Annotated in this window: 15 protein-coding genes; 7 read left to right on the forward strand and 8 right to left on the reverse strand. The window is 61.7% G+C overall.

All coding sequences use genetic code 11. The features are described 5' to 3' along the window. Positions 1 to 35 precede the first annotated feature (35 nt). Both F3089_RS04620 and F3089_RS04625 read right to left on the reverse strand, forming a co-directional pair. The gene (locus F3089_RS04620; protein WP_151439668.1) at positions 36 to 1,697 is read right to left on the reverse strand and encodes a BCCT family transporter; all 1,662 of its coding nucleotides are present in this window, start codon (positions 1,695 to 1,697) and stop codon (positions 36 to 38) included. A 52-nt stretch (positions 1,698 to 1,749) separates the two neighbouring features. After that, a complete protein-coding gene (locus F3089_RS04625; protein ID WP_151439669.1) occupies positions 1,750 to 2,166 on the reverse strand; it encodes a universal stress protein in 417 nt (138 codons plus the stop codon). Between the two features lie 246 nt (positions 2,167 to 2,412). Here F3089_RS04625 and F3089_RS04630 point away from each other — a divergent pair, with 246 nt between their 5' ends. Together F3089_RS04630 and F3089_RS04635 are read left to right on the forward strand one after the other, a co-directional pair. After that, positions 2,413 to 3,870 (forward strand): NAD-dependent succinate-semialdehyde dehydrogenase, encoded by a 1,458-nt coding sequence (locus F3089_RS04630; protein WP_151439670.1) that lies wholly within the window; start codon positions 2,413 to 2,415, stop codon positions 3,868 to 3,870. A 2-nt stretch (positions 3,871 to 3,872) separates the two neighbouring features. Then, positions 3,873 to 4,706, forward strand: a complete 834-nt coding sequence (locus F3089_RS04635; RefSeq protein ID WP_151439671.1) for a uroporphyrinogen-III synthase — start codon at positions 3,873 to 3,875, stop codon at positions 4,704 to 4,706. Here the strand turns inward: F3089_RS04635 and F3089_RS04640 are convergent. Continuing rightward, positions 4,660 to 6,015, reverse strand: coding sequence for an MATE family efflux transporter (locus F3089_RS04640; protein ID WP_225741674.1), 1,356 nt, complete (start codon positions 6,013 to 6,015; stop codon positions 4,660 to 4,662). The two genes, F3089_RS04635 and F3089_RS04640, sit on opposite strands and share 47 nt — an antisense overlap. A 129-nt stretch (positions 6,016 to 6,144) precedes the next feature. Further along, the gene (locus F3089_RS15830) at positions 6,145 to 6,312 is read right to left on the reverse strand and encodes a hypothetical protein (protein ID WP_158223014.1); all 168 of its coding nucleotides are present in this window, start codon (positions 6,310 to 6,312) and stop codon (positions 6,145 to 6,147) included. Positions 6,313 to 6,710: 398 nt separating this feature from the next. Here F3089_RS15830 and F3089_RS04645 point away from each other — a divergent pair, with 398 nt between their 5' ends. Together F3089_RS04645 and gloA are read left to right on the forward strand one after the other, a co-directional pair. After that, on the forward strand, positions 6,711 to 7,976 hold the full coding sequence (locus F3089_RS04645) for a porin (RefSeq protein ID WP_192497276.1): 1,266 nt from the start codon (positions 6,711 to 6,713) through the stop codon (positions 7,974 to 7,976). 133 nt (positions 7,977 to 8,109) lie between these two features. Next, positions 8,110 to 8,655, forward strand: a complete 546-nt coding sequence (gene gloA, locus F3089_RS04650; RefSeq protein ID WP_095616013.1) for a lactoylglutathione lyase — start codon at positions 8,110 to 8,112, stop codon at positions 8,653 to 8,655. Here gloA and F3089_RS04655 read toward each other — a convergent pair whose 3' ends face one another. After that, positions 8,656 to 10,920 carry a sensor domain-containing phosphodiesterase gene (locus F3089_RS04655; protein ID WP_151439673.1) on the reverse strand — a complete coding sequence of 755 codons (2,265 nt, stop codon included), beginning with the start codon at positions 10,918 to 10,920 and terminating at the stop codon, positions 8,656 to 8,658. 11 nt (positions 10,921 to 10,931) lie between these two features. Further along, positions 10,932 to 11,159, reverse strand: coding sequence for a hypothetical protein (locus F3089_RS04660; protein WP_151439674.1), 228 nt, complete (start codon positions 11,157 to 11,159; stop codon positions 10,932 to 10,934). 205 nt (positions 11,160 to 11,364) lie between these two features. Between F3089_RS04660 and mqo the strand changes: the two genes are divergently transcribed. The 3 genes from mqo (at position 11,365) to F3089_RS04675 (ending at position 14,125) form a co-directional block, all read left to right on the forward strand. Next, positions 11,365 to 12,846, forward strand: a complete 1,482-nt coding sequence (gene mqo, locus F3089_RS04665) for a malate dehydrogenase (quinone) (RefSeq protein ID WP_151439675.1) — start codon at positions 11,365 to 11,367, stop codon at positions 12,844 to 12,846. 80 nt (positions 12,847 to 12,926) lie between these two features. Beyond that, a complete protein-coding gene (locus tag F3089_RS04670) occupies positions 12,927 to 13,847 on the forward strand; it encodes an esterase/lipase family protein (protein WP_225741675.1) in 921 nt (306 codons plus the stop codon). Then, positions 13,844 to 14,125 (forward strand): hypothetical protein, encoded by a 282-nt coding sequence (locus tag F3089_RS04675; protein ID WP_151439676.1) that lies wholly within the window; start codon positions 13,844 to 13,846, stop codon positions 14,123 to 14,125. The genes F3089_RS04670 and F3089_RS04675 overlap by 4 nt, the downstream gene beginning before the upstream one ends. Here the strand turns inward: F3089_RS04675 and F3089_RS04680 are convergent. Both F3089_RS04680 and F3089_RS04685 read right to left on the reverse strand, forming a co-directional pair. Then, positions 14,110 to 14,709, reverse strand: a complete 600-nt coding sequence (locus F3089_RS04680) for an SCO family protein (RefSeq protein WP_151439677.1) — start codon at positions 14,707 to 14,709, stop codon at positions 14,110 to 14,112. The genes F3089_RS04675 and F3089_RS04680 overlap by 16 nt on opposite strands. Continuing rightward, positions 14,706 to 15,554 carry a cytochrome c oxidase assembly protein gene (locus tag F3089_RS04685; protein WP_151439678.1) on the reverse strand — a complete coding sequence of 283 codons (849 nt, stop codon included), beginning with the start codon at positions 15,552 to 15,554 and terminating at the stop codon, positions 14,706 to 14,708. Before F3089_RS04685 ends, F3089_RS04680 begins: the two co-directional genes overlap by 4 nt. Between the last annotated feature and the right edge of the window lies 1 nt (position 15,555).

Genomic DNA, 15,555 nt, shown 5'->3' on the forward strand with positions numbered 1-15,555 from the left:
GCCGCTCTTTTCTGTTGCGAATCCGGAAAACCGGATTACTGAGCGCGGGGCTCGCTCATCAGGCCCTTCACGATCGCGAAGCAGCCGACCAGCAGCACGAGCGCGAACGGCAGACCCATGGAAACCGCCATGGCCTGCAGTGCCTCGAGTCCGCCGCCGAGAAGCAGCGCGATGGCAATAGCGCCCTCGATCACGGCCCAGAAGATCCGCTGGGGCTTGGGTGCGTCCACCTTGCCGCCTGCCGTGATGGTGTCCAGAACCAGCGAACCGGAGTCCGACGAGGTCACGAAGAACACAATCACCAGCGTGATCGCCACAAAGGACGTGATTTCAGCCAGCGGGAGCTGTTCCAGCATCACGAACATCTGCAGGTCCAGGCCGGCATTGGCAATCGCCTCAACGCCGTGGTTGAGGTACTGGTCCAGCGCCGTGCCGCCCAGCGCGGTCATCCAGAGGACGGAGACCGTGGAGGGGATCAGCAGTACCGCGATCAGGAATTCACGAACAGTCCGGCCACGGCTGACCCGGGCGATAAACATGCCCACGAAGGGTGACCAGGCAATCCACCAGCTCCAGTAGAAGGCGGTCCAGCCCTGGCTGAAGTTGGCGTCTTCACGCCCAAACGGATTGGATAGCGCTGGCAGGTTCACGAGATAGGAACCGAGATTCTGGAAGAAGCCGGTCGCGATGGCCAGTGTCGGTCCAACCAGGATCACGAACAGCAGCAGAATGCCCGCAAGGATCAGGTTGACCTCGGAAAGACGGCGCACACCCTTGTCCACGCCCAGCAGGATGGAGCAGAGAGCCACTGCGGTGATGCCCATGATCAGTATGATTCGGGTGGCATCCGCGTCTGGAAGACCGAACAGATGCTCCAGGCCGGCAGAGGCCTGCGTGGCACCGAGGCCCAGGGATGTTGCAAGGCCGAACAGGGTCGCAAAGACCGCCAGGATATCGATGATATGACCAGGCCAACCCCAGACCCGTTCACCCAGCAGTGGGTAGAAGATCGAGCGGATGGTCAGTGGCAGGCCCTTGTTGAAGGAGAACAGCGCCAGCGCCAGTGCGACCACCGAGTAGATCGCCCAGGGGTGCAGGCCCCAGTGGAAGATGGTGGCGGACATGCTCAGGCGCTGAGCGGCCTGCTGGTCGCCTTCCGCCGCACCCAAGGGTGCCCAGTCGGTCCGTACACCGTCTTCTACGGTGGTGCCGCCCATAGCGGTGCCGTAGTGGGTGACCGGCTCGGAGACGCCGTAGAACATCAGGCCGATGCCCATGCCTGCAGCAAACAGCATGGCGAACCAGCCCATATAGGAAAAGTCCGGCCGCGCTTTGGCGCCGCCCAGTCGTACCTTGGCCAGTGGCGTGAAGATCAGAACAACGCTGAGGACAAGGAAGATGTTGCCGGACAGAAGAAAAACCCAGGTCAGATTCTGGGTCAGATAGTTGAAGATCGCGTTGTAGATCGGCGCCACCTGGTTCTGTAGTGCCAGTGTGATGAACACGAAGAACACGATGATGGCGGACGAGATGCCGAATACCTTGCCGTGAAGGTCAAGGTTGAGGGTCACTTTGCCGGAGAAGTTGTCCTGACCGATCTTGTAATCCGTATCGATCAGGTTCGCCGGGCCCTCCGGCGCGGGAACGCCGTCGACGCCCTCGCTGCTGTCACCGGATTGGTTTGGATCCTGCGTCATGATAGCGCACTCCGTTTATGATTTGACGTTATTGAGATCCCGTATGATGTAGTCAGGGCCGGACCAGGAAAATGGACGCATCCGTCTCCTTGGCCACCTTGCCGCCATTGGCCGGCATGATAGCGTCGAGCTTGCGGGGCAGGTGGGTCGCCATGACCACCAGATCAGCTCCCATATCCTTTACTGCTTTAAGCAGCTTGTCATCCAACTCGACAGCCGGATCGGACGATACGATTACCCGCGCCGAAACGGGCCGACCGTGCTGCTGGGCCTGTTCGTTGGCGAAGGCTTCAAGCTTCTGTTCATATTCCTCAGGATTGTGGGCCACTGACCCGGGTGAGGAATGGGTAACGCTCACGTAACAGATTTCCGTCTCGTAGTGTTGCCCGAGATCGCCCGCCACCGTGAGCGCACCCTTGAGTGCGTCCACATGGGCCAGGTCCACAGGCACCATGATTTTCCTATACATTGCCTTGCTCCTTCCGTGCTCGTGACATGGAATTAATGCTGCGCGGCCGAGGCTACTAGGTAACAGTACGTAATGCCACCCGTTCCCCGGATACTGCCCTACTATAGTCGAATTAATGACGTTTGGTTCACTGGTGGTGCGGGAATATCGCAAACGCGCTGGATATGGTGAACCACGGATGCCACTCCCGAGCACCCCTGTTATAGTCGAAAAACATCATCAAGACGGGTATCAAGGGGGCACTGCATGATTGAATCACCACTGCTCGAGCGCGCGGAAGGCTACATTGGCGGCCAGTGGATCGGAAAGGGCAGCGGCGGCACGCTGAGCGTCACCAACCCCGCCACAGGCGAGACACTGGCCGAAGTGCCGGCTCTCGGCGCTGCTGAAACCGAGGAGGCTATTGCCGCAGCCTCCCGGGCCCTGAACCTGCAGGAGCCCGCATCCCTGGACGAGCGCCGCCGCTGGCTCGAGGGCGTGCGCGATGCATTGAAGGAAGAACGGGAGGAAATCGGCCGCATTCTCTGCCTTGAGCACGGCAAGCCGCTGAAGGAGGCCGTGGGTGAGGTGGACTATGCCGCCGGTTTCTTCAATTACTGCGCCAACTACATTGATCAGCTGGCGCCGCACACCATTCCGGAGACCCCCAAGGACTGCACCTGGACGGTCCACTACCGCCCGATAGGGGTGGCGGGGCTCATCACTCCCTGGAACTTCCCCATCGGGATGATCGCCAAGAAGCTTTCGGCGGCGCTGGCCGGTGGTGCCCCGAGTGTGATCAAGCCCGCCGAGGACACGCCGTTGACCATGATCGCCGCCTTCCGGGCCATACACGACCGGAAAGTGCTGCCCAAGGGCATGATCAACCTGGTCATGGGCCCGCCCAAGCCCATCGGCGATACGCTGTGCCAGAACCCGGACGTAACCATGATCAGCTTCACCGGTTCCACCGGCGTGGGCCAGCACCTGATGCGTGAGTGTGCCGGCCGGGTGAAGAAGCTGGCGCTGGAGCTGGGTGGTAATGCCCCCTTTATCGTTTTTGATGACGCCGACGTTGATGACGCCATCACCCAGCTTATCGGTAACAAGTTCCGCGGCGGCGGCCAGACCTGTGTCTGCGCCAACCGTATCTTCGTGCAGTCCGGCATAGCGGATACCTTCGCGGAGCGGCTGGCTGAAAAAGTGGCGGCCCTGAAAGTGGGCGATGGCATGCAGGAAGGCACCGACATCGGCCCGCTCATCAACCAGGCCGGCTTCGACAAGGTGCGCCGCCATGTGAAGGATGCTCTGGACAAAGGCGGCACGCTGAAAGCCGGTCAGCATCCGGACTCGTTGCCCGAGTCCGGCAGCCTTTTCTATCCGCCCACGCTGGTCACCGGTGTTACCCCGGACATGCAGTGCTGCGACGAGGAGACCTTCGGGCCCTTCGTGCCCATGGCCACCTTTGAGACCGAAGAAGATGTGCTGGCCGCCGCCAATGACACGGATTACGGCCTGGCCTCCTACCTGTTCACCAGGGACGAGGCCCGGGCGCAGCGGATGATCCCGGCCATGCGCTTCGGCCATGTGGGCTGGAACACCGGCACCGGCCCCACACCGGAAGCGCCCTTCGGTGGTATGAAACTCTCCGGTGTCGGTCGTGAAGGTGGGCTGGAGGGCCTGTTCGAGTTCGTGGAACCCCAGACCGTGCCCAGGAGCTACTGATCATGGCGGATGAGACGGTTGAGGGTGAGCCCCTGGCGGGGCTGCGGATTGCCCTGCCTGAAACCCGCCAGCTGGATGTGCTGGCGCAGATAGTCGAGCGCCGGGGTGCGGAAACCTGGCGTTGCCCGCTGGTCTCGATCCTGGATACCCCGGATCAGGAGGCCGTTCGGGCCTGGCTCGGGCGCTTTAATGCCGGTGCCATGGATGACCTGATCCTGCTTACGGGCGAGGGTCTTCGCCGTCTTTCCGCCGCGGCCGAGCGCGAGGGCTGCCATGAGGCCTTCGTAACAGCCCTGGCTGGCGTCCGGAAGATCACGCGTGGGCCCAAACCCGTGAACGCCCTGCGTGAGCTGGGCCTGAAGAATGATCTCACGGCGGACGAGGCCACCACCGACGGCGTGATCGCCACACTGCGCGAGCAGGATCTCGATGGTCGCACCGTGGGTGTTCAGCTCTACGGCGAGGAGCCCAATGAAAAGCTGACCGGTTTCCTGCGGCAAGAGGGCGCGGAAGTGGACACCGTGGCGCCCTACGTCTATGCCGACGAGAGCAACCGCGAACAGGTCGAGGTCCTGGCGCAGGGGCTGGTGCGGGGGGAGCTGGATGCCATCGCGTTCACCAGCCAGGCCCAGGTCAAGCGCCTTATGGACGTGGCGAAGGGCATTGGCATGCAGTCCGCAGTGGTCGAGGCACTGAACCGGCTCCTGGTGGTGGCGGTCGGGCCCATCGTGGCGGACAGGCTTGTCCAGTACAGCGTTGGCGTGGACGTCATGCCCGAGGAATCCTGGTTCATGAAGCCGATGGTTCGGGCCCTGATCGAGCGGCTTGCTGCTTGAGGTGAGCAATACCGCGCTTATAAAGCAGCCAGGATGTTATGCCGGCGGCGATGTTGCCGAGCATGGCGCCGGTGAAGAGCCCGTTGAGCCCGCCGATCTGGCCGCCGATCCACAGCAGGGGCAGGAACCAGGCGAACAGCCGCAGCACTGAGATGACCAGGGCCCGCATGGGCAGCCCCATGGCGTTGCAGGCTGAGACCATCAGCATGCACACACCGAGCCCGCTCCAGCTCACCGGCAGCCGCAGCAGGAAATCCGCCAGGTGCCCCTGCACCTCGGGGTCACTGGCCAGCAGCGAGGACAGGAGCCCGGACAGCAGCAGCCAGGCTGCGGCGATTCCGAGCTGGAGCAGGATCACGAAACGCACCGCCAGCCAGACCAGCAGTTCCACCCGATCCGGCCGCCCCGCGCCCACGTAGCGACCGATCATCGGGGGCATGGCCATGGTCAGGGCCAGCACCGCCACCAGGGAGAAGAACTCCAGGCGTGAGCCCAGGCCCCAGGCACCCACGGCGGACTCCCCGAAGGTGGCCACAAAGCCAGTGGCCAGCATGGCCGCAATGGGCGGCATCAGCTGGCTGAGCATGGCCGGGCCGGCAATGGAGCCCAGCTGGGCCAGTGCGGGCCGGATCGGCAATTCCGCCAGGAGGAAGGTGATCCACTGGCGTGCGAAGAGTCGGGAGAAGACCACGAGAGTGCCGGTGCCGAACGCGACCACTGTCGCCCAGGCGGCGCCCGCGATGCCCCAGTCGAAGGTGAAGATGAACAGCGGGTCCAGGGCTACGTTGATCAGGCTGGTGATCACCATCATGGCCCCGGGCAGTTTCGTATCCCCGTGGGAGCGGCACAGGCTGTAGCCGAAATAGAGCACGGCGCCCAGCCATGCGGCGAACAGGAATGGCGGCCAGTAGGCGTCCAGCAGGGGCTGGAGGTCCTCGCTGCCGCCGAGCAGCGCCAGGATCCAGTAACGACCCAGCCAGATCGCCAGCGCCAGCAGCGCAATCAGCGCCGCGCCGGCGACCACCACCAGGCCGCCGAGCCGCCTGGCCCGGACCGGGTCATCCGCGCCCAGTACACGGGATATCACGGCGGTGGTCGCAATGCCGATACCGACCTGAACGCCGATGATGAACATCTGCAGTGGCACCGTGAAGCCGAGGGTTGCCAGCGGCTTGACGCCCAGCTGGCCGATGAAGGCACTGTCCACCAGCTGGTAGCTCATCAGAGCCAGCACGCCGAAAAGCATGGGCCATGTGAGATGGAACAGTTCCCGGCCCGGGCGTGGGTTGTCCACCGAGGTGTTGATCATGGGTAACGTCGTGGCTCCACTGGCAGTGCGGAAGAGGGCATTATGCTAGCGGAGATGGTGGGGGATTCACACACACAAAAGGGAAGGCCCTTTCTGAGTGCCTTCCCTTACGATTGCCTGGCGTACCAGTTACTTGCGACGGAGTACCGCCTTGAGACTGCGCGTTTGAGCGGGGCGGGTCAGTGCTTCAAGCGTCATGTTGTCTTTGTTGGGACGGTTCACATCGGCCCGACGGGATGCCTCAACCGGCGCAGTACCGCGGCGGCGAACATCTGATTGAACGAATTTGGTGCGCATGATTCGCCTCCTCTAAGGTTTCCGGTTGATGTTGGTCATTGGATCCGTCCTCCTGCTGCGGCAAAGTGAACCCCATGCGGATGGACGGCGTATTGCCTCCCGTCAAGAGACATGACAATCATGCTCTCTTGTTTCCAATAGGAAAATACGGAAAGCTACTTAGCCTGCTCACTAAAAATCCTGGTTAGGCCCGTCATGCAGGGGAACCAATGACGGAGATCATAGTGAGGGATCAGTGTTTCGGGTTGATGACAAATTAATTTTGCTTAACGGCAAATCCTGATCTACCCTCTTAGCATCCTCACCCAAGTGGGTGCAGAGGCGGGAAAACTCGGAGGCGCACAACAAGAAATGCGTCACTGGGAAGTGAACCAGAAGAAACAGAGAGGATGATGACCATGAAAAAGAAGATTCTGGCCCTTGCGGTTAGTGGTGGTCTGGCAGCTGCACCCATGGGTGCGATGGCAGCACCGGAGCTTTACGGTATTGTGGATATTGGCGTTGAAAGCTTTAATGACTCAGATGGTGTTGCAGCAAACGAACTCTTTGGTGGGTTGAACTCTGTTGATGGAACCAACTCGACCGATGGTTTTACCTCTGCAAGCCGTAGTGATGCCAAGGACTTTGAGCTTTCCAACGGCCTGCAGTCTCGCATCGGCATCCGGGGCAGTGAAGAGCTGCCGGTAGCTGGTCTGACCGCATCCTACAACATGGAATTCGCGATTGACGTACTGGACGAAGATGGAGGTGGTATTGGTAATGCCGTCGGGACCCGGCTGGGATGGGCCGCACTCGGTGGCGACTGGGGTAAGGTCAAAATTGGTTCGCAGTGGCAGGCACTCTATGAATTCGGTGGCTGGAACACGCATCGGACCGACGTCCATGGCTATGGGTCTTACTATTACACCACAAGCGCTCTGAGCAATTCGCTTTCCTATGGTTTCCGGCAAAGTAGTGCAATCAGCTATGAGTATGGTAGCGCGTGGGGCCACTCGGACCCGTTCGCCGCACAGATTACTCTTGGTGTTGGCGAAGGCAGTGACTCTGTAGGTGGTGAATATATCGGCACTAATACTGATGGCGAAACTGTCCAACTCAACAACAGCCAAGATGTTGCTAACGAAGAAGGCATTTCTTCCATTCAGGCCGCATTCCAGTACAGCTTCGATCAGCGAATCAGCGTTAACGCAGTTTATGTCAAAGAGTTTAACGACTATGATTCGGGCGCATACCAAGAAGCAGTAGTCAATAACGCGAATAACACGGATCTTTACACTGCCGCTGATGCTCGCTCGGATGCAAGATCAGCTAATCAAGAACCTCAGCTGATCAACGTAGGCGCACGTTGGAGCGTGACAGACGCTCTGGAACTCACTGCAAACTACACTCAGGTTGATCTGGATAACGCTTCGGATGACAAGCGTGACAGTATCGCCGTGGCATCCTTCATGGATTTCGGTGAAGGCCTGACAGGCCATCTTGGCTTTGCACAAGCTTCTGATGATGGGGATAAGGCCGACTTGGATCTCGACGTGTACGGTTACGTGAAGCAGGCTCTGTCGGATCGTACAGATGTTCGCCTCGAGCTTGAGCACGTGAAATACGACAATGCTCAGGACTCCAGCGCAACGGTCGCACTGGTCGCCCTGCAGCACAACTTCTGATCACCCGATCGGAAGCAACTGCAGCACGGAACGGCACCCCTCGGGGTGCCGTTTTTGATTGTGGCCCCGGTGGCCTTGGAACACCGCCCCTTCGTACCCATCTCCTGTGTAAAGCCATCAACAGGAGAGCACCATGCCACAGCATTTCGACGACGCCCCCGGCCTCTGCCATGAACCGGATGCGGAGACGCAGCAGTATCGCCTGAACCACACCATGGTCCGCATCAAGGATCCGGAGAAAAGTCTGGATTTCTATACCCGTGCGCTGGGCATGCGTCTGATCCGGAAGCTGGACTTTGAGGATATGCAGTTCACCCTGTACTTTCTGGGCTATCTGCCCGAAGGGGGAGAGTCCGAGGTGCCATCAGACCCTGCGGCGCGCACGACCTACAACTTCGGGCGTGAAGCGCTGATTGAGCTGACCCACAACTGGGGTGACGAGAAGGATCCGGACAAGCAGTTCCACAACGGCAATGAAGAGCCCAAGGGCTATGGGCACATCGGTGTGGCCGTGCCGGACGTGGAGTCCGCCTGCCAGCGCATGGAGACCCTGGGGGTACCCTTCCAGAAGCGGCCCAACGACGGCAACATGAAGGGCATCGCGTTCGTCAGGGATCCGGACGGTTACTGGGTGGAGCTATTCCAGCCGGATTCGCTGGCGAAGATGGGCCGGGCCTGATCAGGCCGCTGGCTGCTCGAACAGCTCATGGATGGGCGCGGGCCGGGCGATCCCGAAGCCCTGCCCGTAATCCACGCCAAGCTGACGGAGGGCCTCGATGAGGTCCTCACCTTCCACGAACTCCGCAATGGTGCGCAGGCCCATGCTGCGGGCCACCTCGCAGATGGCGCGTACCATGCTCTGGTCCTGGTGGTTGGCCAGAAGATCCCGCACAAAGATCCCGTCAATCTTGACGAAATCCAGCTCGAAGCTGCGCAGGTAGTCAAAGGTTGCCAGCCCCGTTCCGAAGTCATCCAGGGAGACGCTGCAGCCCAGTTCGCGCATGGCGCGGACCTGTGCGACAGCGGCGGAGCGGTTACCGATCTGTTCCGTCTCGGTGATCTCAAAGCTGATCTTGGCGGGGGGAACACCGGCAACCCGGAGTTCCTGGTCAATGAAGGCCACCAGCTCCGGGTTGGAAAGGGAGGTCCCTGCCAGATTGATGGCGCATTTGGCCGTGCTTTCGAGCCATGTTGGATTGGCGGCCAGAGTTCTCAGGGTGGTGCGGATCACCCATTGGTCAATCTCGCCCATGAAGCCGAAGGTCTCCGCCACCGGCAGGAAGCCACCCGGGCTGACCAGTTCCCCGTCGCGCTCGCGCAGGCGTACCAGTATCTCGTAATGCAGACCGGTATCCTGGGGTAGGAACGGCTGGATCCGCTGTGCGAAGAGCTCCAGGCGCTCCTCGGTCAGTGCGGATTTGAGCCGTTCGATCTGCTGGGTTGTGGCGTGGCGTTCTGAGATCAGGGTGCGGGTGTTCTCAATAATGTGGATGCGTGGCGCATGCTGCTCGGCCTGGTGTGCGGCCTGCGTGGCGGCGCTGAGATAGTGGATGGGGTCCTCAAGGTTGCCGTCCAGCGGCGCTGCGCCAACGGTAACGCGGATCTGGGTCTGGTGCCCGCCGGGCTCCAGTACACTGCCGTCGAAGTCGGTGTAGAGTGACTCCAGCTTCCGGTACAGCACGGCTGTGGACTCTGCCGGTATCAGCAGAACAAAGGTGGCGTCCGCGATGCGGGCGGGCATGGCCCTGGGCCCGGTTGTCCCCATGAGCCGGGCTGCCAGCTGGCGCTCCAGTGCATGACTGGCCTCGAACCCCAGCAGTTCCTCGATGCGATCCGCTTCAAGGACCCGGAGATAGACCAGCCAGTCGGGCGCCCTGTCGCTCTGACTGCGGTCATCCAGTGCGGCCCTGAGGTCCTCGGTGAAAGCCCGGTCGTTGCGCAGTCCGGTCAGGAAATCCGTTCGCGCCTGTTCCTGGAAACCCTGTATCAGCCGGGTCCGCTCCGCCGTGATGGCGGACAGCACCTGGCACATGACCGCCAGACCGCCCACCAGCAGCAGTGAACGGATCAGGTCCGGGAGTGTGATGATGTGGGGAAGGCCGCCCATGCCATTGAGGGAAAGCCCCAGGAATACGCCCACGAAGACCGGGATGGCAACCAGCCCACTGGGCGGTCTGGTCTGGAGAATGAACCAGCACAGCAATGGGAAAAAGGCGAAGCCAATGGCGGTGGAGTAGGAGCTTTCATTGAGACCATGCACCAGCAGTACCATCAGGACCAGCCCTGAGGTAAGGAGCAACCAGATCCAGGGCATGCGCTGCATCCAGTCGAGCCGGATCTGCTGGAAAAAGTAGCGGGGATTGCTCAGCAGTGAATAGGTCAGCGGTGCGAACAGGATGATGCCCAGGGCCTCGAACGCCAGGTACACGAATACGGTGTCGTGGAGCGCGGCCGCTCCGGCTACCGGGCTGCCCAGACGATAGCCGACGGCTCCGAACAGGGACGTGACGAGCCCCCCGGCAAGGGCCGCCCGGGTGTAGAGGGCGATGAGTTCGGAAAAGGGACCCTTCTTCTGGCCCAGACGCCAGAACCGCCGCATCAGGAAAGCGCCGGTTGCCGCCCCCAGGCACTGACCGGTTGCTGCCAGAGCAGCCAGCACAGGAGGTGAGCCGTCGAGCCACAGGAGCCAGATAAAGAAAACGGGCGTCAGGACCAGCAGGGCGCGATAGCCCAGCGCCGCCGTGGCGCCGATGAAGATCCCGGCTGGTGGCCAGAGGGCGGACATCGACTGGTCGCCGATGGTGAACCAGCGTGATGCTTCGGCGCTGGCGATCAGGACGAGGGCAAGGGCGATCCAGCCCAGAGGCGATCGCCAATGGGTGCTCACGGGGCCATAGGCAGAGGGGGTCTGTGCTCCGATCAGAGTGCTCGGTGTTGGCAACATGCCGCTGTCGGTTAACCTGCGTTGTTGAGTCTTACTTCAGGGAGCCCCGGCAGCGGGAAAAGGATCCGGTTGAGTGTTTTTACCGCATCCAGGTAATCGGCGAACTCGTCCAGCTGTCCTCCCGCCTCATGGCGCAGGGCATAGGTTTCGAGTTCGGGCTGGCCGTGACCGTTCGTCTCGGTGATACGAACGACAGTATACCCTTGGATGCATTCAAGTGTTTCCTCACTGACCGGCATATCGACCTCGTGCTGATCGCCAGAATCCTGTTTCGACTATTCTGGTGCCAGTCCCTCCCGGCTCCTACGGTAACTTCGTTACCAGAATGTGTCCGTGTGTCACTGGTCATCTACCACCAAGGTCGAATGCTGCAAGCCGGTTTTCCAGGTAAACATCTGTTACCATTGTGCCCCGTGTCGCCCAAAAGGCTGAGGTAGTGTGTTCATGACGACCACCACGGATGTCGTCCTCGTAGGCGGGGGCGTAATGAGTGCCACTCTCGGGGTGATCCTCCGGGAGCTTGATCCTTCCCTTAACATCACCCTGGTCGAGCGCCTCGACCATGTTGCCCACGAAAGTACTGACGGCTGGAACAATGCGGGAACCGGCCATGCTGGTTACTGCGAGCTGAATTACACGCCCGAGGACGATCAGGGCAATATCAGCATCGACCGTGCCCTGGATATCAATTCGGCATTTGAGGTTTCGCTCCAGCTCTGGTCCTACCTGGTGAGCAAGGGCGAACTGAAGCCCGAGGAGTTCATCCACACCACGCCCCACTGCAGCTTTGTCTGGGGTGAGGACCACGTGAACTTCCTGCGCAAGCGCCATGGGCTGATGAGCGCGCACCACCTGTTCAAGGAGATGGAATTCTCCGAGGACCCGCGTGTGCTCGAGGAGTGGATGCCGCTGATCACCGATGGCCGTGACCCCATGGAGCCGGTTGCGGCTACCCGGGTTGGACATGGCGCGGACGTGGATTTCGGGTCACTGACCCGGGCGCTGGTGCGCTATCTTGAAAGCAAGCCCAACTTTGAGCTGCTTCTGAACAACTCGGTCACGACCATGGACCAGGCGGATGATGGCAGCTGGAAGGTCTCCTGCCGGGATCGCCATACCGGCGCCAACCGGCACCTGGAGGCGGACTTCGTGTTCATCGGTGCCGGCGGCGGTGCCCTGCCGCTGCTTCAGAAATCCGGCATCGAGGAAAGCAAGGGCTACGGCGGCTTCCCGGTCAGCGGCCAGTGGCTGGTATGCCGCAAGTCGGACGTGGTCGAGCGCCATGACGCCAAGGTCTACGGCAAGGCGCCGGTAGGCGCGCCGCCCATGTCCGTACCGCACCTGGATACCCGCATCATCAACGGTGAGCCGGCCCTGCTGTTCGGGCCCTTTGCCGGTTTCACCACCAAGTTCCAGAAGGAGGGCTCCTTCTTCGACCTGTTCTCCTCTCTGCGCGGCAGCAACTTCTCCTCCATGATGGGCGCGGGTATGAGCAACATGGATCTGACCCGCTACCTGATTGGTGAGGTGTTCCAGTCCGCTGAAGAGCGGATCGAATCGCTGCGCAACTTCTATCCCCGTGCGAAATTCGATGACTGGACCCTGCAGCACGCCGGCAAGCGCGTTCAGGTGATCAAGAAAGACGCCAATGGACGGGGTGTACTGCAGTTCGGCACGGAAGTGGTGGCCGCCAGCGACGGCAGTCTGGCCGCTCTGCTGGGGGCATCGCCGGGGGCATCCACTGCCGCCAAGGCGATGATCGATGTGCTGGAGCGCTGCTTCCCGGGGCAGATGGCCGAGGATGGCGAGTGGACACGTCGGCTGCAGGAAATGATTCCTTCCCATGGCCGTTCGCTCAAGGAGGATGCCGATCTGCTCAATGAGGTCCGCCCCTATACCCTGAGCACCCTCAAGCTGAACGAGTGAGCCGCCGGTGGCCACGCTGGCGGCCCTGACCGGCCCTGAAGTCAGTGGTACCCCGGTATACTTGTGTATACTGGGGTACCATGACCACTGAATCCTCCATCAGGACGCCCATGCCACGCTGGCAGGACCACGCCTCCGCCATTGCCAGCGGGTTTCTCGGGGACTGGCTCCAGGCCCGGGAGAGCCCGCTCGCCATGCCCATGCAGGTGCGCCATCAGGGGCGCGCCATCAATACTGGCGCCCCCGATGTGCCGGATGCTTCCGGTACCCTCGTTTTCCTGATCCATGGCCTGACCGAACTGGAATCCGTCTGGTCCTACCGGGATGACCCGGACAATGGCTACGGACCGGAACTGGCCCGGGCTCTGGGGGGCACCTCGCTGGCCCTGCGCTATAACACCGGCCTGCCCGTTTACCGCAACGGCGAGCTGATGGCGGAGGCGCTCGAAACCCTTCTCGAGAACTGGCCTGTGCCGGTGACGAACCTGATCCTGATCGGCCACAGCATGGGCGGGCTTCTGATCCGGGCTGCCTGCCATCACGGGCGTCAGAGTGGGCACCAGTGGTGTCGCAGTGTCGGCAGCTGCGTCTACATCGGTTCACCCCATGACGGCTCCTGGCTGGCCCGGGGAGCGCACCGGGTCGCGGACCATCTGGCAGCGATGCCGAAGGATTACCTGCGGGTGGCCGGAGAGTTCATCGACCTCCGCAGTGAGGGCATACGCAACCTGTCCCGCGGCGAGGTGACACGGCCTGACGCGGAAGAGCCGCCACTGCTGCCCGGTGCGGATCATTACGTGATTTCGGGACTGCTTACGCGCAACCGGGCGCACCCCGTGAATACACTGTTCGGTGACGCCCTGGTCCAGGAACCCAGTGCGCGGGGCGATGAACGTTCCGGCTGGGTACTCAGGGACATTGCGAATTTCCCCGGGACCCACCACATCCGGCTCGCCCATGAGCCGAAAGTGGCCCGGCAACTGAAGGAGTGGCTGACATGACCACTGAAACCACAGGCAGCAACAGGCGCTGGTGGTTTGGCGTTGCGGACCTGGCAGGCGTGAGTCTGGAAGAGGCGGCGCTGGGCCTGGAACGCATCCACCTGTCCATTGCGGACGAGACGTTCAATGTGCTGGAAGCGATTCCGGTGACGCGGCCGGTGAGTGAGCCGGTACGGCTCATGCACCACGGCATCAGCCGGCTGTCCTACCGCAGCGTCGCCCTGCTCGGGCGTGGCCTCAATGCCGCCGCTGGTTTCGGCCTTCAGTCCCGCCCCTGACGCACCAGGGTTTCCAGGTCCTCACTGATCTGGCTGATGGACTGATCCGAGCGGATCAGCAGGCGTGCCCGGCCCTGGCCGTCGAAGACATAGACGGCGTTGCTGTGTGAGACGTCGTAGTCGCCGTTCTCATCGGGCTTGCCGTAGCCGAAAGTGGTGCGGTAACGCTTCGCCAGTGTCCGCAGCGTCTCCTCGTCCGAGGTCAGGCCCACGATGTTGTCCCCGAAGAAGTCCACGTACTCCCCGACGCGTTCCGGCGTATCGCGTTCCGGATCCACGCTCACGAACAGCAGCGTCACCTCATCCCGCATGTCCTGCGGCATCTGTTTCACGGCGTTCTGAAGCCGGGCCATGGTCGCTGGGCAGATGTCCGGGCAGTTGGTGAAGCCGAAGAACAGCAGCCGTACCTGGCCGGCCCTGTCCTCGGCCGTGAATGGCTCGCCGTCGGGTGCCGTGAGCGTGAACTCAAGGTCCGGCATCAACCCCCGTATGTTCTTGGCATGCCACTCCACGCCGCTGCCACCGCAGCCGGCGAGGGCCAGCATCAGTGCCATCACGCTCAGGGCTCGGATGATTCCCGTCATGCGTGTACCTCCCCGGTTTCATCAGCCTGCTGTGTCTTTGCGCTGTTGCGGTCATCGCGCATCATACGCCCGACCACGATCAGGATGGCGATACCGCTCATCATCGCCGGCGGAATCCAGGTCAGGATCCCGCCCAGCATCTGGTCGGTCTCCGGCGCCAGGGGCCAGGCCCGGCCGCAGACCTCGTAGACGTCATACACCATGCTGTCCGAGAACAGGATCCAGGCCCCGAGCGCGCTCTGGGGTGGAATGATCAGCACCAGCAGGATGATGCGCTTGCCATAGCCCAGGACCCGCTCCGTGTGCGGCGAGCGCGGGTCCAGGATCAGCCACCAGAACAGCAGCCCGTCCAGCAGCATGGACCAGTTCATCAACCAGTAAAGCGGGCGGCTGAGCATGGCATCAAAATGCAGCTCAGGGGTGAGCCAGAGGTAGATCAGCCCCACGAACAGAGTCGCGGCGATCAGTGGCTGCTGCAGCACCCGGTAGGCCATCTTCACCGGCCACAGGACGGGACCAAGCCAGCCGGGAATCTGGCGTGCCCAGAAGCGCATGATGGGCAGCGGGTTGGAAAGCACCAACAGCAGCGGCCCCAGGTGGTGGAGGACCAGGTGCTGGCCGCGGTGGATGAAGAACATGTATTGGGAGTAGTAGTCGAACCGCGTGTGCATCACCGTGTAGCACAGCAGCAGCCCCAGCAGGAAGGTGAAGACCCGGAGCGCGCCGGGGCGTTCCTCCGCCGGCAGCGCATAGAGACCCTGCAGATACATCGTCAGCACCACCACGAACGCGATCAGCGTCAGCGGTGAGAAGTCATAGGGTAGGAGGTAGTGATACCAGCTCATG

This window comes from Halospina sp. K52047b, assembly GCF_008709855.1.
Lineage (GTDB): Bacteria > Pseudomonadota > Gammaproteobacteria > Pseudomonadales > Oleiphilaceae > Halospina > Halospina utahensis_B.